This is a genomic window from Mycolicibacterium rhodesiae (genome assembly GCF_002086695.1).
Lineage (GTDB): Bacteria > Actinomycetota > Actinomycetes > Mycobacteriales > Mycobacteriaceae > Mycobacterium > Mycobacterium rhodesiae.
Map to the genome: position 1 here is coordinate 388,988 of NZ_MVIH01000003.1, position 16,773 is coordinate 405,760.

Genomic DNA, 16,773 nt, shown 5'->3' on the forward strand with positions numbered 1-16,773 from the left:
CGACGTGTGACACGCTGTAGTAATGAACCCATCGACGGCCCAGGCCCGCGTCGTCGTCGACGAATTGATCCGCGGCGGCGTCCGCGACGTCGTGCTGTGCCCGGGTTCCCGTAACGCGCCGCTGGCCTTCGCACTCTCCGATGCCGACCGGGCCGGCCGGCTCCGGCTGCACGTCCGCATCGACGAGCGCACCGCAGGCTTCCTGGCGATCGGTCTCGCGGTCGCCGAACGCGCCCCGGTGTGCGTGGCGATGACCTCGGGCACCGCGGTGGCCAACATGGGTCCCGCCGTCGTCGAGGCCAACTACGCCCGGGTTCCACTGATCGTGCTGTCGGCCAACCGGCCGTACGAGCTGCTGGGCACCGGCGCCAACCAGACCTTCGAGCAGCTCGGCTACTTCGGCACCCAGGTCCGCGCGTCGATCAGCCTGGGCCTCGCCGAAGGGGGCCAGGACAAGCTCGACTCACTGAACGCGCAATGGCGCTCGGCCACCTGCCGGGTGCTCGCCGCGGCCACCGGTGCGCGCTCGGCCAACGCCGGGCCGGTCCAATTCGACATCCCGCTGCGGGAGCCGCTGGTGCCAGACGCGGAGTCTGCCGGTGCCGCGGTCCCCGCCGGCCGGCCGGACGGCAAGCCGTGGACGTACAGCCCGCCGGTGGCCTTCGACCAGCCACTGGACATCGATCTGACGCCCGACACCGTCGTGATCGCCGGGCACGGCGCCGGTGTCCACCCGAACCTGGCCGCGCTACCGACGGTCGCCGAGCCGACGGCCCCACACGCCGCCAACCCGCTGCATCCGCTGGCGCTGCCGCTGCTGCGGCCCCGCCAGGTGATCATGCTGGGGCGCCCGACCCTGCACCGGCCGGTGTCGACGCTGCTGGCAGACCCGTCGGTTCCGGTGTTCGCCCTGACGACAGGTCCGCGCTGGCCGGATGTGTCGGGCAACTCCGCGGCCACCGGCACCCGTGCGCAGACCAGCGGCACTCCCGATCCGGCCTGGTTGCAGCGCTGCGCGGAGGTCAACGCGCACACCATGGCGGCGGTGCGCCGGCAGCTGAGCGCTCACCCGCTGACCACCGGCCTGCACGTCGCGGCGGCGGTGGCCGCCGCGGTGCGTCCGGGGGATCAGTTGGTGCTCGGCGCCTCCAACCCGGTCCGTGACGCGGCCCTGGTCGGACTGAACACCGAGGGCATCAAGGTGCGCTCGAACAGGGGAGTGGCGGGCATCGACGGCACGGTCTCGACGATCATCGGCGCGGCACTGGCGCACACCGGCCGGACCATCGGTCTGATCGGGGACATGACATTCGTGCATGACAGCTCGGGGCTGCTGATCGGCCCGACCGAGCCGACGCCGAAGAACCTGACGATCGTGGTGTCCAACGACAACGGCGGTGGCATCTTCGAACTGCTCGAACAGGGCGACCCGCGGTTCTCCGATGTGTCGGCGCGGATATTCGGCACCCCGCACGACGTCGACGTCGGCGCCCTGTGCCGGGCGTATCACATCGACGCCCGCCAGATCGAGGTCGACCAACTCGGCGGCGCGCTCGCCGAACCCTTTGAGGGTATGCGGGTTCTCGAAGTGAAAGCCGATCGATCGTCGTTGCGGCAGCTGCACGCCGCGATCCGGTCGGCGCTGTGATCGCCCGGCTCCAGGCCCTGCTGGCACAGGCTCTGCCCCGGCGCGAGCCGGACATCGTCGACACCACGCGCCGGAAAGTGTTGCGCTGGAGCAAGTGTGCGGTGTGGATCCTGGTCGGGTTGGTCACCCTGCAATCAGTGCTGTTGGTCGCCGGTGCGTGGCGCAACGATCAGCAGATCGAACACAACATGGGTGTGGCGCAGGCTGAAGTCCTCTCGGCAGGCCCGCGGCGCTCGACGATCGAGTTCGTCACCCCGGACCGCGTCACCTACCGTCCCGAGCTCGGTGTGCTGTATCCCTCCGAGCTGGCCGAGGGAATGCGCATCTACGTCGAGTACGACCGCAAGAACCCGGATCTTGTTCGCGTGCAACACCGTACGGCTGCGCTCGCGATCATTCCGGCCGGCTCGATCGCGGTGGTGGCGTGGCTGATCGGCGGGCTGGTATTGACGGGCCTGGTTCTGCTGGAACGCCGGTTGGATCAGGTCGACATCAGCTTGGACAACCAGTTGTTGTCGTAGATGTCGATTTTCTCGTTGGTGTTGAGGTCGAACACCGTTGGAGTACCGGTGTTGATGGGGTCGACCTCGTAAAGGTATTCGAAGTTGGTGTCCGCCATCTCCTGGACGTCCAACGCGGGCTTGCCCGCCCGCATCGCATCGACGGCGGGGGCAGGAATTCCACTCTCGCGAGCCATGTCGGCGATCTGAGCGTCGCTGGGTCCCTTGCCGCGCGAATCCTGGTGGCCCCAAAGATCTTGCACGAACGCCTGGAATGCCTTGCCTGACGTGTTCGGTCCCGGCGCCAGGAACATCGCGTTGCTCACCCGGTCGGAGTAGCCGCCGGGCTTGTCGTCCAGAAATGTCAACGGGCGATAAGTGACGGCGAGCTGGCCGAGATTGATGTAGCGGGCCAGGTCGTCGCCGAAGTCCTTCTGCAGATCGGCGCAGTGGCTACATTGCGGTTCGGTGTACAACTCGATGTGGACCCGCGCGTCCGGGTCGCCGGCCACGATGCCGAAGCCGTCCTTGCTCAGCGCCGTCCCCGGCCCGCGCGGATCCATCTGTGCCACACCGACAATTTCCCTGCTACAACCGGTGATTAGCACGACCAGCGCCACCACGAGCACAGACCAGAACCGCATGCTCGCACGGTACCGCGTTCCACCTGTTTTTCGTGTCGTGTATGCCTGGGCGCAACCTCGCTGACAGTCGCCGCTGTCACTCTCGAAATCGTGCGCGTTGCAATTGTCGCCGAGTCCTTCCTGCCCAACGTCAACGGAGTGAGCAACTCGGTGTTGCGGGTGCTTGAGCATCTCCGCCGCACCGGCCATGAAGCACTCGTGATCGCCCCGGACAGCCCGCGTGGTGAACCGGCGGCGGAACGGGTCTACGACGGGATCCGGGTACACCGGGTGCCGTCACGGATGTTCCCCAAAGTGACGTCACTGCCGCTGGGGGTGCCGCGGCCACGCATGGTGGGAGTGCTGCGCGGCTTCGATCCGCATGTGGTGCATCTGGCCTCGCCTGCACTGCTGGGATATGGCGGGCTGCAAGCCGCCCGGTTCCTCGGCGTGCCGACGGTTGCGGTGTACCAGACGGACATCGCCGGATTCGCCCAGAGCTACGGGATCGGCGTCGCGTCGCGCGCGGCCTGGGCGTGGAACAAGCATCTACATTCACGCGTCGACCGGACGCTGGCACCGTCTACCGCGGCGATGGAAGACCTTGCCGCCCATGGCATTCCGCGGGTGTTTCAGTGGGCCCGCGGTGTCGACGTCACCGGCTTCGCGCCATCGGCACGGAGCAACGAGCTGCGGGCGCGCTGGTCACCGGCCGGTAAGCCGATCGTCGGCTTCGTCGGGCGGCTCGCACCGGAGAAGCATGTGGAGCGGCTGGCGGTACTTGCCCGCCGCGACGATCTGCAACTGGTGATCGTCGGCGACGGTGTCGACCGCGACAAGCTTCGCGCGCTGATGCCGTCGGCGGTGTTCACCGGAGCGCTGTACGGCGAGCAGCTCGCCACGGCCTACGCCAGCATGGACGTCTTCGTCCACCCCGGCGAGCACGAGACGTTCTGCCAGGCCGTGCAGGAGGCGATGGCCTCGGGTTTGCCGGTCATCGCGCCGAACGCCGGTGGGCCGCGAGATCTGGTGGCACCGTACCGAACCGGACTGTTATTGACGGTCGCGGAATTCGAAGCGCGCCTTCCGCAATCGGTAGATCATCTGCTCGACGAGCGGGCGCGCTACTCGCTCGCCGCGCGCCGCAGTGTGCTCGGCCGGACCTGGCCGGTGATTTGCGACGAGTTGCTGGGCCACTACGAAGCGGTGCGGCTCACCGGGCGTCGCCGCCGCGCGGCCTGAGTCTGGCGCCACCCAAACGACTTCCTTAATTGTTCCTGAGAAGCCTTTTCATAGCATGTGAGCGGGCGCACACTTAACGCAAGCGGGGGAACGCTGAATGCCAAAGAAGGCAATGACAACACCAACTCTCCAAGACCCGGGGGCGTCCGAATGAACGACGCGTCGTATCGCCAAGATCTCAGTGAATTCGCACTCGAACTCCGTAAGTTGGCTTACACCATGCCCGCTGGGCACGAGGATCGACTGATCCACCTCAGCGAACGTATGGCGAGTCGTGCGCGTCAACTACCGAGAGTCGACGCGCACGCGATCTGATCAGCCCTGGGCCTCGACGGCGACCGGCTGCCACTGTTCCCAGTTGGCGATGCGGCTTTCGTAGTCGGCCTTCGCGGTCTGCAGCGGTGACTCGCCGAAGAACACCCGCAGCGGGGGAGTCGGTGCGTCCACCACCTTGAGAATGGCCGACGCCGACGCCTTGGGGTTGCCGGGCGCAGACCACCGTTGCTTGCGGGCCTCGTCGACCTGGCGGTGCAGTTCGGCGTAGTCCGGCAGTTCGGCCGAACGCTTCGAGGACGAGCCGGACCAGTCGGTGTCGAATCCGCCCGGCTCGATCAGCGTGACGTGAATGCCGAACGGGGCGACCTCCTGAGCCAGCGCCTGCGAGAAGCCTTCCAGCGCCCACTTCGAGGCGTGGTAGATGCCGACGAGCGGGAAGGCGGTGATGCCGCCGATCGACGACACCTGGATGATGTGTCCGCTGCCCTGGGCGCGCAGATACGGCAGCGCGGCCTGGGTGATCCACAGCGCGCCGAAGACGTTGGTCTCGAGCTGGTCGCGCGCATCGCTTTCGGACAGTTCCTCGATGAAGCCGAAATGCCCATAGCCGGCGTTGTTGACGACGATGTCGAGGCGCCCGAAGTGGTCGTGCGCCTGCTTGACGGCGGCGAAGTCGGCATCCCGGTCGGTGACGTCGAGCTGGATCGGCAGGATGGCGTCGCCGTAGGAGTCGACCAGGTCGGACAGGCTGTCGGTGTTGCGCGCGGTGGCAGCGACCTTGTCGCCGCGGTCCAGGGCAGCGATCGCCCATTCCCGACCGAAGCCGCGCGATGTCCCGGTGATGAACCACACTTTTTCGCTCATGCGTCTAGCCAACGCATCGACAGGCTCCGCATTCCCGCTCGGGTAGCGTCGGCACCGTGAGCCGCGCGACGCTGGACAAGGATCCCCGCGATGTGGCGTCGATGTTCGACGCCGTCGCGCGGCGGTACGACATCACCAACACCGTGCTGTCGCTGGGGCAGGACCGCGTCTGGCGGCGGGCGACACGCTCGGCGCTGGGCATCGGACCCGGTGACCGGGTGCTGGACCTGGCGGCGGGGACCGCGGTGTCGACGGTCGAGCTGGCCCGCTCCGGCGCGTGGTGTGTGGCCGCGGACTTCTCGGTCGGCATGCTGCGGGCCGGCGCCGCGCGGGCGGTGCCGAAGGTGGCGGCCGATGCGACCAAGCTGCCGTTCGGCGACGCGGTGTTCGACGCGGTGACGATCAGCTTCGGGCTGCGCAATGTCGTCGACCACCCGGCGGGTCTGCGGGAAATGGCGCGGGTGACCCGTCCCGGCGGGCGGCTGGTGGTGTGCGAGTTCTCCACCCCGGTGGTGCCGGTGTTCTCCACCGTCTACAAGGAGTACCTGATGCAGGCGCTGCCGCGGGTGGCCCGCGCGGTGTCGAGCAACCCGGACGCCTACGTCTATCTGGCGGAGTCCATCCGAGCCTGGCCCGACCAGGCGGCGCTGGCCGCGCAGATCCGCGACGCCGGCTGGTCGGATGTGCGGTGGCGCAACCTCACCGGCGGGATCGTCGCGCTGCACTACGCCGTCAAGGCCTGATCCGCCGAATCGGGCGCGCTAACCGGTGCTCTACACCGGAAATCGCGCCAGATTTCAGCGGCCGGCGTCCTCCAGCACCTGATACCCGGCGTTGTAACCGGGAATGAACGTGATGCCCGGTCCGCCGTGGCAGCCTGCGCCGCCCAGGTAGAGGCCCTCGATCGGGATCGGCTCGTCGATGAACCCCTTGGGTCCGGGCCGGTTGACCCCCATCAGTTCGGGCTGCAGCAGGCCGTGGCAGAAGTCGCCGTTGGGTGCGGCGAACATGGTGTTCATGTGATACGGCGCGAACGTGATGTCGCGGATCAGGATGTCCTTGAAGTTCGGGGCGTAGCGGTTGATCTTGTCGACAACCCGTTCCGCCATAACGGTTTTCAGGTGACCGTGCTGATCGCGCGGAGCCTCGATCGGGAAGCCGTAGGCGTACACGCTGGCGGCGTGCTTGCCCTCCGGCGCCATCTCGGGATCGCCGACCGTGGGCATCTGGATCGACAGCGCGGGGTTGTCCGGTACCTCGCCGCCCCGGGCCATCTCCCACTGGCGCTGCTGTTCTTCCGGTGACCCGAACATACCCACCGACATCTGCATGCCGGGCGCGTTCAAAAAGTCGTAGGGGGCGGCGTACTGGGGTAAGCCGTCCAGGGCGAAGTGGATCTGCATGAACGACGCGCGGTGATCGCGGCCGCCGAGCCGGGTCACAAGCGACGACGGAAGATGGTCGACACCAACAAGATCCAGCAGTGTGGTCTCGGGGGCGAGGTTGGACACCACGATGGGTGCGTTGATCACTTCACCGTCCTTGAGGCGCACCCCGGTGACGTGGGCGTCCTCGACGAGGATCTGTTCGACCTTGGTGCGGTAACGCATCTCCCCGGCGGCATCGACGAACAGGTCGCGCAGATGCTCGGCGAGCACGCCGATGCCACCCTTGAGTTTGGTGGTCATCTGGCCGCCCTCCGGGGGCATGGCCATCGCGAACGCCAAACACGTTGCGCTGCCCGGGGTGTACGGGCCGCGATAGGTGGAGTTCACCGCCAGGAAGGCCAGCATGCCGCGGATCACGGAGTGCTTTTCCTTGTCGGGCAGGAACCGGTCGACAACGTCCATCGCCGAGCCGAACAGCATCTCGTGGATGGCGCGCCGCTCGTTTTCGTCTGCGGCACAGGCATACATCTCGTCGATGGTCTTCGGCGCCGCCAGCGCGTCGAAGCGGCCGAGTGCCTTGCCGGGGCCGGTGCTCCAGGCGTACAGGTTGGCCATCGCCATCACGGCGTCCATGCCGTGCTTCTCGCTGAGATGGGTCATCATCGCCATCGGGTCGCTGTGGAAGACCATCGCTTCCTCGCCGTTTTCCCCGAGGTTGACCGACATGATCTCCGACGAGATGGTCGGCAACGTGTCGAGGCCGAGCTCGCTGTTGATCTTCTGCGCGGTGGGGAAGCGCACTGATCCGGCGATCTCGTACTTGAACCCGTCGATGAGCTCGACGGTGGCCGACATGCCGCCGCTGTAGGTGTTGGCCTCCAGGCAGAGCGTGCGCAAGCCGGCTCGCTGCAGCACCACCGCTGCGGTCAGACCGTTGTGTCCGGCCCCCACGATGATCGCGTCGTAGTCACTCATGCGGCGGAGCTTATGCCGCAACCGCTGCGATGTGAAGAAGTTTTGTCAAATTTGTCATTTCTGTGAGCGGCGGTCCTCACAGCGCGTCAGGGTCAGCTGAACGGCTTGCGCCGGTCCAGGATTCGCGATCCCATGCCCGCCACGCGCCATGCCCGCGCCACCAGGTCGGCGTCCTCGTCGGTGACCAGGTTGCCCATCACCCGCACCGCGACGCCCATCAGCCGCGAGGAGCGCATCGCGACCGGCCCGGTCAGCGGCAGGAAGCGCGGCAGCGTCAGCAGCAGCCCCAACCGCCGGGCCACCGAGAAGCCGCGCCCGTAGTGCGCCTGCAAGACAGCGGGCCACGCCAACGACAGATCTCCAGAACCCAGCATCTCGGCGGCCAGTCGACCGGTTTCCAGCCCGTAGTCGATGCCCTCGCCGTTGAGCGGGTTCACGCACGCCGCCGCGTCCCCGATCAGCACCCAGTTGGGTCCGGCCACCCCGGAGACCGCCCCGCCCATCGGCAAGAGCGCCGAGGACACCGCGCGCGGCGGGCCGTCGAATCCCCAGGCGGCGCGCTTCAGGTCGGTGTAGTGCTTGATCAGCGGCCGCAAGGCCACGTCGGCGGGCCGCTTCGCGGTGGCCAGGGCGCCGACGCCGATGTTCACCTCGCCGTTGCCCAGCGGGAAGATCCAGCCGTATCCGGGCAGCACCTGCCCGTCGACGGACCGCAACTCCAGGTCTGAGGAGATCCACGGCTCGCCAGCCCGCGGCGACGCGAGGTATCCGCGCACGGCCACCCCGTACACCGTCTCCTGATGCCATTGCCTGCCGAGCGCCCGCCCGAACGGTGAGCGTGCGCCGTCGGCCACGATCACCCAGCGGCATGACACTTGCGACCCGTCGGCCAGCACCACCGCCTCCACGCGGCCGCGCGAATCACGCCTTACGTCAACGGCTTTGATGCCGAGCAGCATCGACGCGCCGGCGTCCTCGGCGACCTTGCGGATCCGGTCGTCGAGTTCGGTTCGGGGTACCGCTGAGCCAGAACCAGGAAACGACGGCCCGGGCCAGGGGACCTCGACGTCGGCGCCGAACCCGGACAGCCGCAGCCCGTCGTGGCGGATGTGGCCGTCGAGCCAGTCGCCGAGACCGAGCCGCTGCAACTCGAGCACCGCGCGTGGGGTGAGTCCGTCGCCGCAGGGCTTGTCGCGGGGGAACTCGGCGGCGTCGATGACGAGCACCTCGTGGCCGCGGCGGGCAGCCCAGGCGGCCGCCGCGGAGCCGGCCGGACCGGCCCCGACGATGACCACATCTGACCGCAAGTCCATGTCCCCAGTATGTTGGCAGGGTGAGTACTCCGGCCACGGTGGTAGCAGGGGTGGACTTTGGTGATCCGGCCTTCGCCAAGAACGTCCGCGACGGGGTAGGTCGTGTCGAAGAGCTCATGAGCACCGAACTGCGCGGCGGTGACGAGCTGATGACCGAAGCCGTCGTGCACCTGTTCGAGGCCGGCGGCAAGCGCTTCCGTCCCCTGTTCACGGTGCTGTCCGCGCAGATCGGCCCGGAGCCCGATGCCTGGCAGGTCACGGTGGCCGGCGCGGTGATCGAGATGGTGCACCTGGCCACGCTGTACCACGACGACGTCATGGACGAGGCCCAGATGCGGCGCGGGGCGCCCAGCGCCAACGCCCGGTGGGGCAACAACATCGCGATCCTGGCCGGCGACTACCTGTTCGCGACGGCGTCGCGGCTGGTGAGCCGGTTGGGCCCGGACGCGGTCCGGATCATCGCCGAGACGTTCGCGCAGTTGGTCACCGGTCAGATGCGCGAGACCAAGGGCAACACCAACGGTGTGGACCCCGTCGACCACTACCTCAAGGTGATCTACGAGAAGACCGCCTGCCTGATCGCGGCGTCGGGCCGATTCGGGGCCACGTTCGCCGGCGCCAACGACGACCAGATCGAGCGGCTGAGCCGGCTCGGCGGCATCGTGGGTACCGCGTTCCAGATCTCCGACGACATCATCGACATCGACAGCGATCCCGACGAGTCGGGCAAAACCCCGGGCACCGACCTCCGCGAAGGTGTGCACACCCTGCCGGTGCTATACGCGCTGCAAGAGACCGGCCCGGACGCCGAGCGGCTGCGTGAGCTGGTGAAGGGCCCGATCGAGGACGACGACGCCCTGGCCGAGGCGCTGGCACTGCTGCGCGCCGGCGACGGCATCGCCAAGGCCAAGGCCACCGTGCAGCGCTACTCCGAGCAGGCCGGCGACGAGCTGGCCGGTTTGCCCGACGGACCGGGCCGGCGCGCACTGGCGTCACTGATGGATTACACGATCAACCGGCACGGCTGACGGCGTCGCGGAACCTCACGGTCTGTTCGAGGCGTTAACCTCCCGGAGAGTGCGTTTGCTCGGAGGAGGAATTGATGACTTGGCATCCGACCGCCAACACGTTCAAGACGTTCGCGCTGCTTGTTGGGATGTCGGCGCTGATCGTCTTCCTCGGTTCGCTGTTCGGGCGCAACGTGATGTTCCTCGCGCTGGTCTTCGCGATCGGCATGAACGTCTACGTGTACTTCAACTCCGACAAGCTCGCGCTTCGCGCCATGCACGCCCAGCCGATCACCGAGGTTCAGGCGCCGCAGATCTACTCGATGGTCCGCGAACTGGCGACGACGGCGCATCAGCCGATGCCGCGGCTCTACATCAGCGACACGGCCAACCCGAATGCATTCGCCACCGGTCGCAACCCGCGCAACGCGGCGGTGTGCGTCACCACCGGCATCCTGAATCTGCTCAGCGAGCGTGAACTGCGTGCAGTGCTGGGCCACGAACTGTCGCACGTCTACAACCGCGACATCCTGATCTCGTGTGTGGCCGGTGCGCTCGCCTCGGTGATCACCGCGCTGGCCAACATCGCCCTGTTCGCCGGGATGTTCGGCGGCAACAACCGCGAAGGCGGTGCCAATCCCTTTGCACTGTTGCTGGTTTCGCTGCTCGGTCCGATCGCTGCCACGCTGATCCGGATGGCCGTGTCCCGCTCCCGTGAATACCAGGCCGACGAGTCCGGGGCCGAACTGTCCGGCGACCCGCTGGCGCTGGCGTCGGCCTTGCGCAAGATCAGCGGCGGGGTGGAGAACGCGCCGCTGCCTCCCGAGCCGCAGCTGGCCGACCAGGCGCACCTGATGATCGCGAGCCCGTTCCGCTCCGGGGAGAAGATCGGCAAGATGTTCTCCACCCATCCGCCGATCCAGGATCGCATCGCGCGGCTGGAGAAGATGGCCGGCCACTGATCGGCTTGGCGGTAACGAATCGCGACCGCTATGCCGAAGGACCAGGTGAGTCCGCAAACTGCGCCATCGGTGGCGCTTACGTAGGGTGTGATGATGCTGAGCAGAATCCTGATCGGCCTGGTGAGCGTCGCGGGGGCGGCGGCGATCGGTACGCCGGGTATGGCCGCGGCCGATCCCGAGCCGGCGCCCGCCCCGGTCCTTCCGAACGTCAATGCATACAAGCCCGTGAGCCCGGTGGACTACACGGCGATGGGCGGCAACTGGTACGCCTTCGCCGGCCCGCCGGGAGTGGTCTGCGTGCTGGACAAGGGGAACGGCGGCTACGGCTGCAGTGGACCGCTGCCAGGCGCACCCGATGGCGCCAACCTGGTCAGCGCCGGTCCGTCCGGCCAGCCTGGCTTCTCGAGCAGCCCCGCGCCGCTGTATGCGGTGGCCGGTGACGTCAAGCCGTTGCCGCCGAACACCCGGCTGAGCTTCCGCGACGTCAGCTGCGGCGTCGACGGCGGCGGGGTGGTGGCATGCGTGAACAACCACGACCAGGTCGGCTTCGTCGTCGGACCCGGGGCGACGTTCACGTCGGGCCCGAGCCCGATGCTGGATCGGCCGAAGAACTCGAACCCGCTGTTCCCGTCGTTCCCCGGCTGAGCCGTGTCAGAAGTGTGAGTCGTTGACCTCGTGGCCGGGCTTCTCGGCCATCAGGCCGCGGTAGGCCTGTTCGACGTTGGCGCCGTGGTTGACCACGGCATCGACCTCGCGCGCGATCGGCATATTCAGGCCGTACTTCTCGGCGAACTCCATGATCACGCTGGCGGCTTTGACGCCCTCGGCGACTTGATTCATCGAAGCGATGATCTCCTCGATGGTCTTGCCGGAGCCCAGTTGTTCGCCGACGTGACGGTTGCGGCTGCGTTGTGAGGTGCAGGTGACGATCAGGTCACCCATGCCGGCCAGGCCGGCGAAGGTGTCGCGGTGCCCGCCGATGGCTTCGCCGAGCCGTGACATCTCCCGCACGGCACGAGCCATCACCAGCGCCCGGGTGTTCTCGCCGATGCCCAGCGAGTAGCCCATGCCGACGGCGATGGCGTAGACGTTCTTCAGCGCGCCTGCGATCTCGATGCCCACGACGTCGTCGGTGGTGTAGACGCGGAACCGCTTGGTGCGGAACATCTTCGCGAGGTTGGCGGCCAGGTGCTGGTCGGGCATGGCCAGCACGGCGGCGGCCGCATACCCGTCGGCGACCTCACGTGCGATGTTGGGCCCGGCCAGGATGCCGGCCGGGTGACCGGGCAGAACCTCGTCGATGATCTGACTCATCCGCATGTTGGTGCCCTGCTCGAGGCCCTTGACCAGGCTGACGACGGGAACCCAGGGGCGCAGCTCCTTGCTCAGCTCGGCCAGCACGCCGCGGAAACCGTGTGACGGCACACCCATGACGACGACGTCGGCGCACTCGGCGGCTTCGCTGAAATCGGTGGTGGCCCGCAGGGTTTCCGAGAGTTCGACCTCGTCGCTCAGATAGCGCGAGTTGCGATGGTTCTCGTTGATGTCCTTGGCGGTCTCCTCCGAGCGCACCCATTGCAGCGTCGGCCCCCGGCGCGAGCAGATGGATGCGACGGTGGTACCCCAGGACCCGCCACCGAGCACGACGACCTTGGGTTCGCGGCGTTGAGAAGTCATGGTGGTCAGCGTATTGCGAATAGCCGGTTGTTCATGGGGAGTTCGTGCAATCGGGGAATGTGCACCCACCCCATCCGCGGCTGGGCTATCCGGCCACCCGCGCCGGGGACGCGATCCGTCCGAACGTCATGTCCTCGTCGATCTTGTCGATGAAGTGGTGGTCGAAGGCGTCGGCGAGATAGTTCTGCCGAACCACCCACGGTCGCTTGAGACCGGACTTCGGCAGGGCGTGCAGGTTGCGCAACACGTAGCCGGCCTGGATGTCCCACGCGGGCTTCTCGGCGATGGGTTCGCCGCCCCGGTGCGGGAAGGCGTGGGTGTAGCCGTGTGAGTTCATGTATTCGATCAGCTTGGCCGCCGCCCGCGCGGTCATGTCCGCGCGCAGCGTCCACGACGCGTTGGTGTAGCCGATGCACCAGATCAGGTTCGGCACATCCTCGAGCATGTGGGCCTTGTAGGAGAACAATTCCTGAGGCTTGATCTCGTTGCCGTCCAACGTGATTCGCACACCACCGAGGGCCTGCAATTGCAGACCGGTCGCGGTGACGATGATGTCGGCCGCGAGGTGCTTACCCGACTTCAGCGTGACGCCGGTGTCGTCGAAGCGGTCGATGTGATCGGTGACGACCTCAGCGCGGCCGTCGGAGATCACCTCGAACAAGTCACCGTCGGCCACCAGGCACAGGCGCTGATCCCAGACGTTGTAACGCGGCTTGAAGTGCACGTCGACCGGATAGCCCGCGGGCAGCCGGCTGAGGTTCTGGGCGCGGATGATCTTGCGGGCCAGGCCGGGCACGGTGCGGGCAAGGAACCACACGACGCTTTCGAAGGCGACCGCGAAGTAGCGGGCGAACGCGTGAGAAATCTTGCGGGGAAGGACTTTCCGGACCGCTTCGATGAGCGGGTTGACCCGGGAGCCGGCCAGTAGGTAGGTCGGTGAGCGCTGCAGCATCGTGACTTTGGCCGCCTTCTGCGCCAGCGCGGGGATCAGCGAGACCGCGGTGGCCCCGCTGCCGATGACGATCACGTTCTTGCCGGTGTAGTCGAGATCCTCCGGCCAGAATTGTGGGTGCACGACGGTGCCGCCGAATGTTTCGAGGCCCGGGAAGTCGGGGGTGTAGCCCTCGTCGTAGTTGTAGTAGCCCGAGCCGAAGAAGACGAAGCGCCCGCGGTAGGTCTTGCGTTCGCCGTTCTCGTCCGCGTGCACGGTCCAGGTATCGGTGGCTGAATCCCAATCGGCCGACTGCACGTGGGTTCCGAAATGGATGTTGGACAAGATGCCGTGCTTGCGGGCGGTGTTTTCCATGTATTCGCGGATGTGGTCGCCGTCGGCGACGCCTTCCTTGCGCACCCACGGTTCCCACGGCCAGGACAGCGAGAAGATGCTGGAGTCCGAGCGCACGCCGGGGTAGCGGAACAGGTCCCAGGTGCCCCCGATCCGCTCGCGGCGTTCCAGGATCACGTAGCGGGTGCCGGGGTTGCGCTCGGCGATGCGGTAGGCGGCGCCGATCCCGGAGAAGCCGGCGCCGATGATCACGACGTCGTAGGACCCGCCATCGCTCTCGGCGGGTACGGGGGCAGTCTCCGGGGTGGCGGTCATCGCGGTCCTCGCTTCGCGTGGGTGGTGATGCTCACCACACTAGGCACTGACCGGTTGGTTGAGCGAGGGCTCTTTGTCTACCGGTAGTTGACGAACTGCAGGGCCACGTCGAGTTCGGCACCTTTGAGCAGGGCGATGACGGCCTGCAGGTCGTCACGCTTCTTGGAGCTGACCCGGATCTCGTCGCCCTGGACCTGGGACTTCACCCCTTTGGGGCCTTCGTCGCGGATCAGCTTGTTGATCTTCTTGGCGTGCTCCTGGTCGATGCCCTGCTTGAGGGTGCCCGACACTTTGTAGGTCTTTCCGCTGGCCTGCGGTTCGCCGGCGTCGAAGGCCTTCATGGAGATGTCGCGACGGATCAGCTTCTCCTTGAAGACGTCGACGGCGGCTTTCACCCGCTCCTCGGTGGAGCTGACGAGTTCGATGACCTCGTCGCCCTTCCAGGCGATCGTGGTGTCGGTGCCGCGGAAGTCGAACCGGGTGCTCAGCTCTTTGGCCGCCTGGTTCAGTGCGTTGTCGACCTCTTGGCGGTCGACCTTGCTCACGATGTCGAACGATGAATCCGCCATTGGACTCGTCCCTTCGGTTGATCGGCCGGTTTGTATCTGAGGTACATGATCGTTGTACCCTGCTAGTCGCACCAAACCGGATCCCCGGCGCGGCGCACCCAGGCAGGTTGCCCGAGCGGCCAATGGGAGCGGACTGTAAATCCGTCGGCGGAAGCCTACACAGGTTCGAATCCTGTACCTGCCACCAATTTCAGGCCCGGTTTTCCACCGGGCCTGAATGTGTTCAGGCCCATCGAAATCGTGCTCAGGGGCTCCCCAGTGTGTCGGGGGTGAGTCGACCGGGGGAATCGTCGACTGTCAGCTGATAGCCCAGCAGTTCGCCCGTGTCGTCTCGCACCGAACGGAGGAGAGCTCCGGCGGGCGAGCCTGCGGGGGTGGTGGTTTCGATCGCGGGGAATGGCTGACCGAGTAGGTCGGTAGCGCGAACCTCGGCGAACGCTTCGGGAGTGATCGCCATGAGTTCCCAGATGTGATGGCCGATCGCGGCACGAGCTGCGCTGTCCACAGCCAGCAGCTGCTCGAACGCACGGTTGCAGGCGACGACCGAACCGGCCACGTCCATGAACGCGGTCGCCGGTGCATCGGGGTTGGTCAAGTCCCGATGCTCACGGGCGACGCGTTCGAGCTCGAGGGCCAGCGACGCGGAGGCGGAGGCGGTGCGTGGGGCGGCATCCTCGCCCCACAGCTGCAGGACCTGCTCCGCCGAGGTGGGACGACCGAACAGATACCCCTGGGCGAGTCGTCCGCCCATCTCGCGCAGCATGTCGGCTTGGCTGGAGTTCTCCACCCCTTCGGCGACCACGGCCAGTCCCAAACTGTGTCCCAGGCTGATCACCGCGGCGACGATCTTGCGGCTCTGGCGGTGCTCGGTCATCGCAGTGACGAAGCTGGTGTCGATCTTGAGCTTGGAGAACGGCAACGCGCTCAGCCAGGTCAAGCTGGAATAGCCCGTCCCGAAATCGTCCATCGCGATCATGCAGCCCAGGTTGACCAGTTGCTCGAGAGTGCGTTTCGACTGGGCCAGATCGTGAATGACCCCGGCCTCGGTGACTTCGATATGGACGCGGCCAAGGGGGAAGGACAGATCCTGCGCGGCTGCCGCGATGCGGCGCGGGAGGTCGGGGTCATGCAGTTGGGCGGGCGACACATTGAACCCGAGAAATATGGACGGCGGCCATTGCTGCGCGGCGGCGAAGGCTCGTCGCAACAGGGTGTCCAGCAGTTGGTCAAGCAGCCCGAAGCGATCCGCGACCGGAATGAAACGCGCGGGGCTGACGCGCCCCCACTCGGGATGTTCCCAGCGGGCAAGGACTTCCAGGCCCAGGATCCGCCCGTCATCCAGGGCGACGATCGGCTGAAAGTACGGCTCCACCGCGTCGGCGCGCAACGCTTCAGCCAGCGCCCGCGCCATGTCCTTCTCACCAATCACGCTCGACCTCCGCGCGCAACGCCAGCACGGTGAAGCCTCGCGAAACTCCGAAGCGGCAAGTAGTGCTGAAGGTCCCGAGAAAAGAGTCCCGGAGCCTCAATCTGAGGTGTCGTGTGTTGCAGATGCCTTACTCAACCGACGCTCACTTGATCATCAGGTTGACGATGATCACCGCCACCCCGAGACCGGTGTTGGCCAGTCCGACCACACACGAACCCCAGCGGGAGTAGCCGCTTATCCGGCCGGCCACCACACCCCAGCCGAAGAGCAGGCCCGCGTTCATCATCAGCGCGAAAGAGGTGTAGCCGACCGCGAGCGATCCGCCCACTCCGATCACGTCGTCCCGCCATCCGGTGAGATGGGCCACCCACAGGACAATCAGGGTGGGGATCGACGCGAGGACCATGGGGATGCCGGTCAGCATGAACGATCTGAGGTCCTTGACGAAGCTCGTCGTGGTGCCGGCCTGGTGGGTGGAGACGTGCTGTCCGTAACTCCGGGTGAGTGCCGCGATGGCGACGCTGGCGGCCACCCACACCGCTGAGTAGCCCGGTGATGGGCCGATGGGTATTGCCGCGAGCGTGGCACTGGCGAACACCGTACCGATCACTCCGCCGTAAATGTCGTTGGCGGACAGCACTTTTGCCAGGGGAGTCTGCTCCCGCGGCGGAGATTCGATGGTCGTTGAGTCAACTGTCAT

At 66.8% G+C, this 16,773-nt stretch carries 16 protein-coding genes and 1 tRNA gene; 8 read left to right on the top strand and 9 right to left on the bottom strand.

All coding sequences use genetic code 11. The features are described from left to right. Positions 1–22 precede the first annotated feature (22 nt). Together menD and BST42_RS09205 are read left to right on the top strand one after the other, a co-directional pair. Positions 23–1,648: a 2-succinyl-5-enolpyruvyl-6-hydroxy-3-cyclohexene-1-carboxylic-acid synthase gene (menD, locus tag BST42_RS09200; RefSeq protein ID WP_083118253.1), complete on the top strand. Its 1,626-nt coding sequence runs from the start codon at positions 23–25 to the stop codon at positions 1,646–1,648. Continuing rightward, complete coding sequence (locus tag BST42_RS09205) at positions 1,648–2,169, top strand: DUF3592 domain-containing protein (protein ID WP_083118396.1); 522 nt, start codon at positions 1,648–1,650, stop codon at positions 2,167–2,169. The genes menD and BST42_RS09205 overlap by 1 nt, the downstream gene beginning before the upstream one ends. Here BST42_RS09205 and BST42_RS09210 read toward each other — a convergent pair. Beyond that, positions 2,130–2,792, bottom strand: coding sequence for a DsbA family protein (locus BST42_RS09210; protein WP_083118254.1), 663 nt, complete (start codon positions 2,790–2,792; stop codon positions 2,130–2,132). The genes BST42_RS09205 and BST42_RS09210 overlap by 40 nt on opposite strands. A gap of 90 nt (positions 2,793–2,882) precedes the next feature. On the opposite strand from BST42_RS09210, the gene BST42_RS09215 reads away from it, so the two are divergent. Beyond that, on the top strand, positions 2,883–4,013 hold the full coding sequence (locus BST42_RS09215) for a glycosyltransferase family 4 protein (protein ID WP_083118255.1): 1,131 nt from the start codon (positions 2,883–2,885) through the stop codon (positions 4,011–4,013). A gap of 315 nt (positions 4,014–4,328) precedes the next feature. Here BST42_RS09215 and BST42_RS09220 read toward each other — a convergent pair whose 3' ends face one another. Beyond that, positions 4,329–5,153 (bottom strand): SDR family oxidoreductase, encoded by an 825-nt coding sequence (locus BST42_RS09220; RefSeq protein WP_083118256.1) that lies wholly within the window; start codon positions 5,151–5,153, stop codon positions 4,329–4,331. A 56-nt stretch (positions 5,154–5,209) separates the two neighbouring features. Between BST42_RS09220 and BST42_RS09225 the strand changes: the two genes are divergently transcribed. Then, entirely contained in the window at positions 5,210–5,896 is a 687-nt protein-coding gene (locus BST42_RS09225; protein ID WP_083118257.1) for a demethylmenaquinone methyltransferase, read from the top strand. A 54-nt stretch (positions 5,897–5,950) separates the two neighbouring features. Here BST42_RS09225 and BST42_RS09230 read toward each other — a convergent pair whose 3' ends face one another. After that, positions 5,951–7,516: a phytoene desaturase family protein gene (locus BST42_RS09230; RefSeq protein WP_083118258.1), complete on the bottom strand. Its 1,566-nt coding sequence runs from the start codon at positions 7,514–7,516 to the stop codon at positions 5,951–5,953. A 92-nt stretch (positions 7,517–7,608) separates the two neighbouring features. Continuing rightward, a complete protein-coding gene (gene menJ, locus BST42_RS09235) occupies positions 7,609–8,829 on the bottom strand; it encodes a menaquinone reductase MenJ (RefSeq protein WP_083118259.1) in 1,221 nt (406 codons plus the stop codon). Between the two features lie 20 nt (positions 8,830–8,849). Here menJ and grcC1 point away from each other — a divergent pair, with 20 nt between their 5' ends. From grcC1 to BST42_RS09250, 3 genes are all read left to right on the top strand, one after another. After that, complete coding sequence (gene grcC1, locus BST42_RS09240; protein ID WP_083118260.1) at positions 8,850–9,857, top strand: nonaprenyl/(2E,6E)-farnesyl/geranylgeranyl diphosphat synthase; 1,008 nt, start codon at positions 8,850–8,852, stop codon at positions 9,855–9,857. Positions 9,858–9,931: 74 nt separating this feature from the next. After that, the gene (gene htpX, locus BST42_RS09245; RefSeq protein ID WP_083118261.1) at positions 9,932–10,798 is read left to right on the top strand and encodes a zinc metalloprotease HtpX; all 867 of its coding nucleotides are present in this window, start codon (positions 9,932–9,934) and stop codon (positions 10,796–10,798) included. 93 nt (positions 10,799–10,891) lie between these two features. Continuing rightward, entirely contained in the window at positions 10,892–11,443 is a 552-nt protein-coding gene (locus tag BST42_RS09250) for a hypothetical protein (RefSeq protein ID WP_083118397.1), read from the top strand. Positions 11,444–11,449: 6 nt separating this feature from the next. On the opposite strand, the gene BST42_RS09255 is transcribed toward BST42_RS09250, so the two are convergent. The 3 genes from BST42_RS09255 to BST42_RS09265 form a co-directional block, all read right to left on the bottom strand. Then, positions 11,450–12,475 (bottom strand): NAD(P)H-dependent glycerol-3-phosphate dehydrogenase, encoded by a 1,026-nt coding sequence (locus BST42_RS09255; protein ID WP_083118262.1) that lies wholly within the window; start codon positions 12,473–12,475, stop codon positions 11,450–11,452. Between the two features lie 85 nt (positions 12,476–12,560). Further along, on the bottom strand, positions 12,561–14,075 hold the full coding sequence (locus BST42_RS09260; RefSeq protein ID WP_083118263.1) for a flavin-containing monooxygenase: 1,515 nt from the start codon (positions 14,073–14,075) through the stop codon (positions 12,561–12,563). A 77-nt stretch (positions 14,076–14,152) separates the two neighbouring features. Continuing rightward, positions 14,153–14,644, bottom strand: coding sequence for a YajQ family cyclic di-GMP-binding protein (locus tag BST42_RS09265; protein WP_083118264.1), 492 nt, complete (start codon positions 14,642–14,644; stop codon positions 14,153–14,155). Between the two features lie 101 nt (positions 14,645–14,745). Here BST42_RS09265 and BST42_RS09270 point away from each other — a divergent pair. Next, a tRNA-Tyr gene (locus tag BST42_RS09270) sits at positions 14,746–14,831 on the top strand. A gap of 57 nt (positions 14,832–14,888) precedes the next feature. Here BST42_RS09270 and BST42_RS09275 read toward each other — a convergent pair. Both BST42_RS09275 and BST42_RS09280 read right to left on the bottom strand, forming a co-directional pair. Beyond that, the gene (locus BST42_RS09275) at positions 14,889–16,073 is read right to left on the bottom strand and encodes a sensor domain-containing phosphodiesterase (protein WP_133057437.1); all 1,185 of its coding nucleotides are present in this window, start codon (positions 16,071–16,073) and stop codon (positions 14,889–14,891) included. A gap of 142 nt (positions 16,074–16,215) precedes the next feature. Continuing rightward, positions 16,216–16,773: a hypothetical protein gene (locus BST42_RS09280; protein WP_133057438.1), complete on the bottom strand. Its 558-nt coding sequence runs from the start codon at positions 16,771–16,773 to the stop codon at positions 16,216–16,218.

Bases quoted from the DNA above. Each gene is read 5' to 3' on its own strand.
- menD (WP_083118253.1), top strand. From the start codon at position 23: ATGAACCCATCGACGGCCCAGGCCCGCGTCGTCGTCGACGAATTGATC.
- BST42_RS09210 (WP_083118254.1), bottom strand. From the start codon at position 2,792: ATGCGGTTCTGGTCTGTGCTCGTGGTGGCGCTGGTCGTGCTAATCACC.
- BST42_RS09220 (WP_083118256.1), bottom strand. From the start codon at position 5,153: ATGAGCGAAAAAGTGTGGTTCATCACCGGGACATCGCGCGGCTTCGGT.
- BST42_RS09230 (WP_083118258.1), bottom strand. From the start codon at position 7,516: ATGAGTGACTACGACGCGATCATCGTGGGGGCCGGACACAACGGTCTG.
- menJ (WP_083118259.1), bottom strand. From the start codon at position 8,829: ATGGACTTGCGGTCAGATGTGGTCATCGTCGGGGCCGGTCCGGCCGGC.
- htpX (WP_083118261.1), top strand. From the start codon at position 9,932: ATGACTTGGCATCCGACCGCCAACACGTTCAAGACGTTCGCGCTGCTT.
- BST42_RS09250 (WP_083118397.1), top strand. From the start codon at position 10,892: ATGCTGAGCAGAATCCTGATCGGCCTGGTGAGCGTCGCGGGGGCGGCG.
- BST42_RS09255 (WP_083118262.1), bottom strand. From the start codon at position 12,475: ATGACTTCTCAACGCCGCGAACCCAAGGTCGTCGTGCTCGGTGGCGGG.
- BST42_RS09260 (WP_083118263.1), bottom strand. From the start codon at position 14,075: ATGACCGCCACCCCGGAGACTGCCCCCGTACCCGCCGAGAGCGATGGC.
- BST42_RS09265 (WP_083118264.1), bottom strand. From the start codon at position 14,644: ATGGCGGATTCATCGTTCGACATCGTGAGCAAGGTCGACCGCCAAGAG.
- BST42_RS09280 (WP_133057438.1), bottom strand. From the start codon at position 16,773: ATGACAGTTGACTCAACGACCATCGAATCTCCGCCGCGGGAGCAGACT.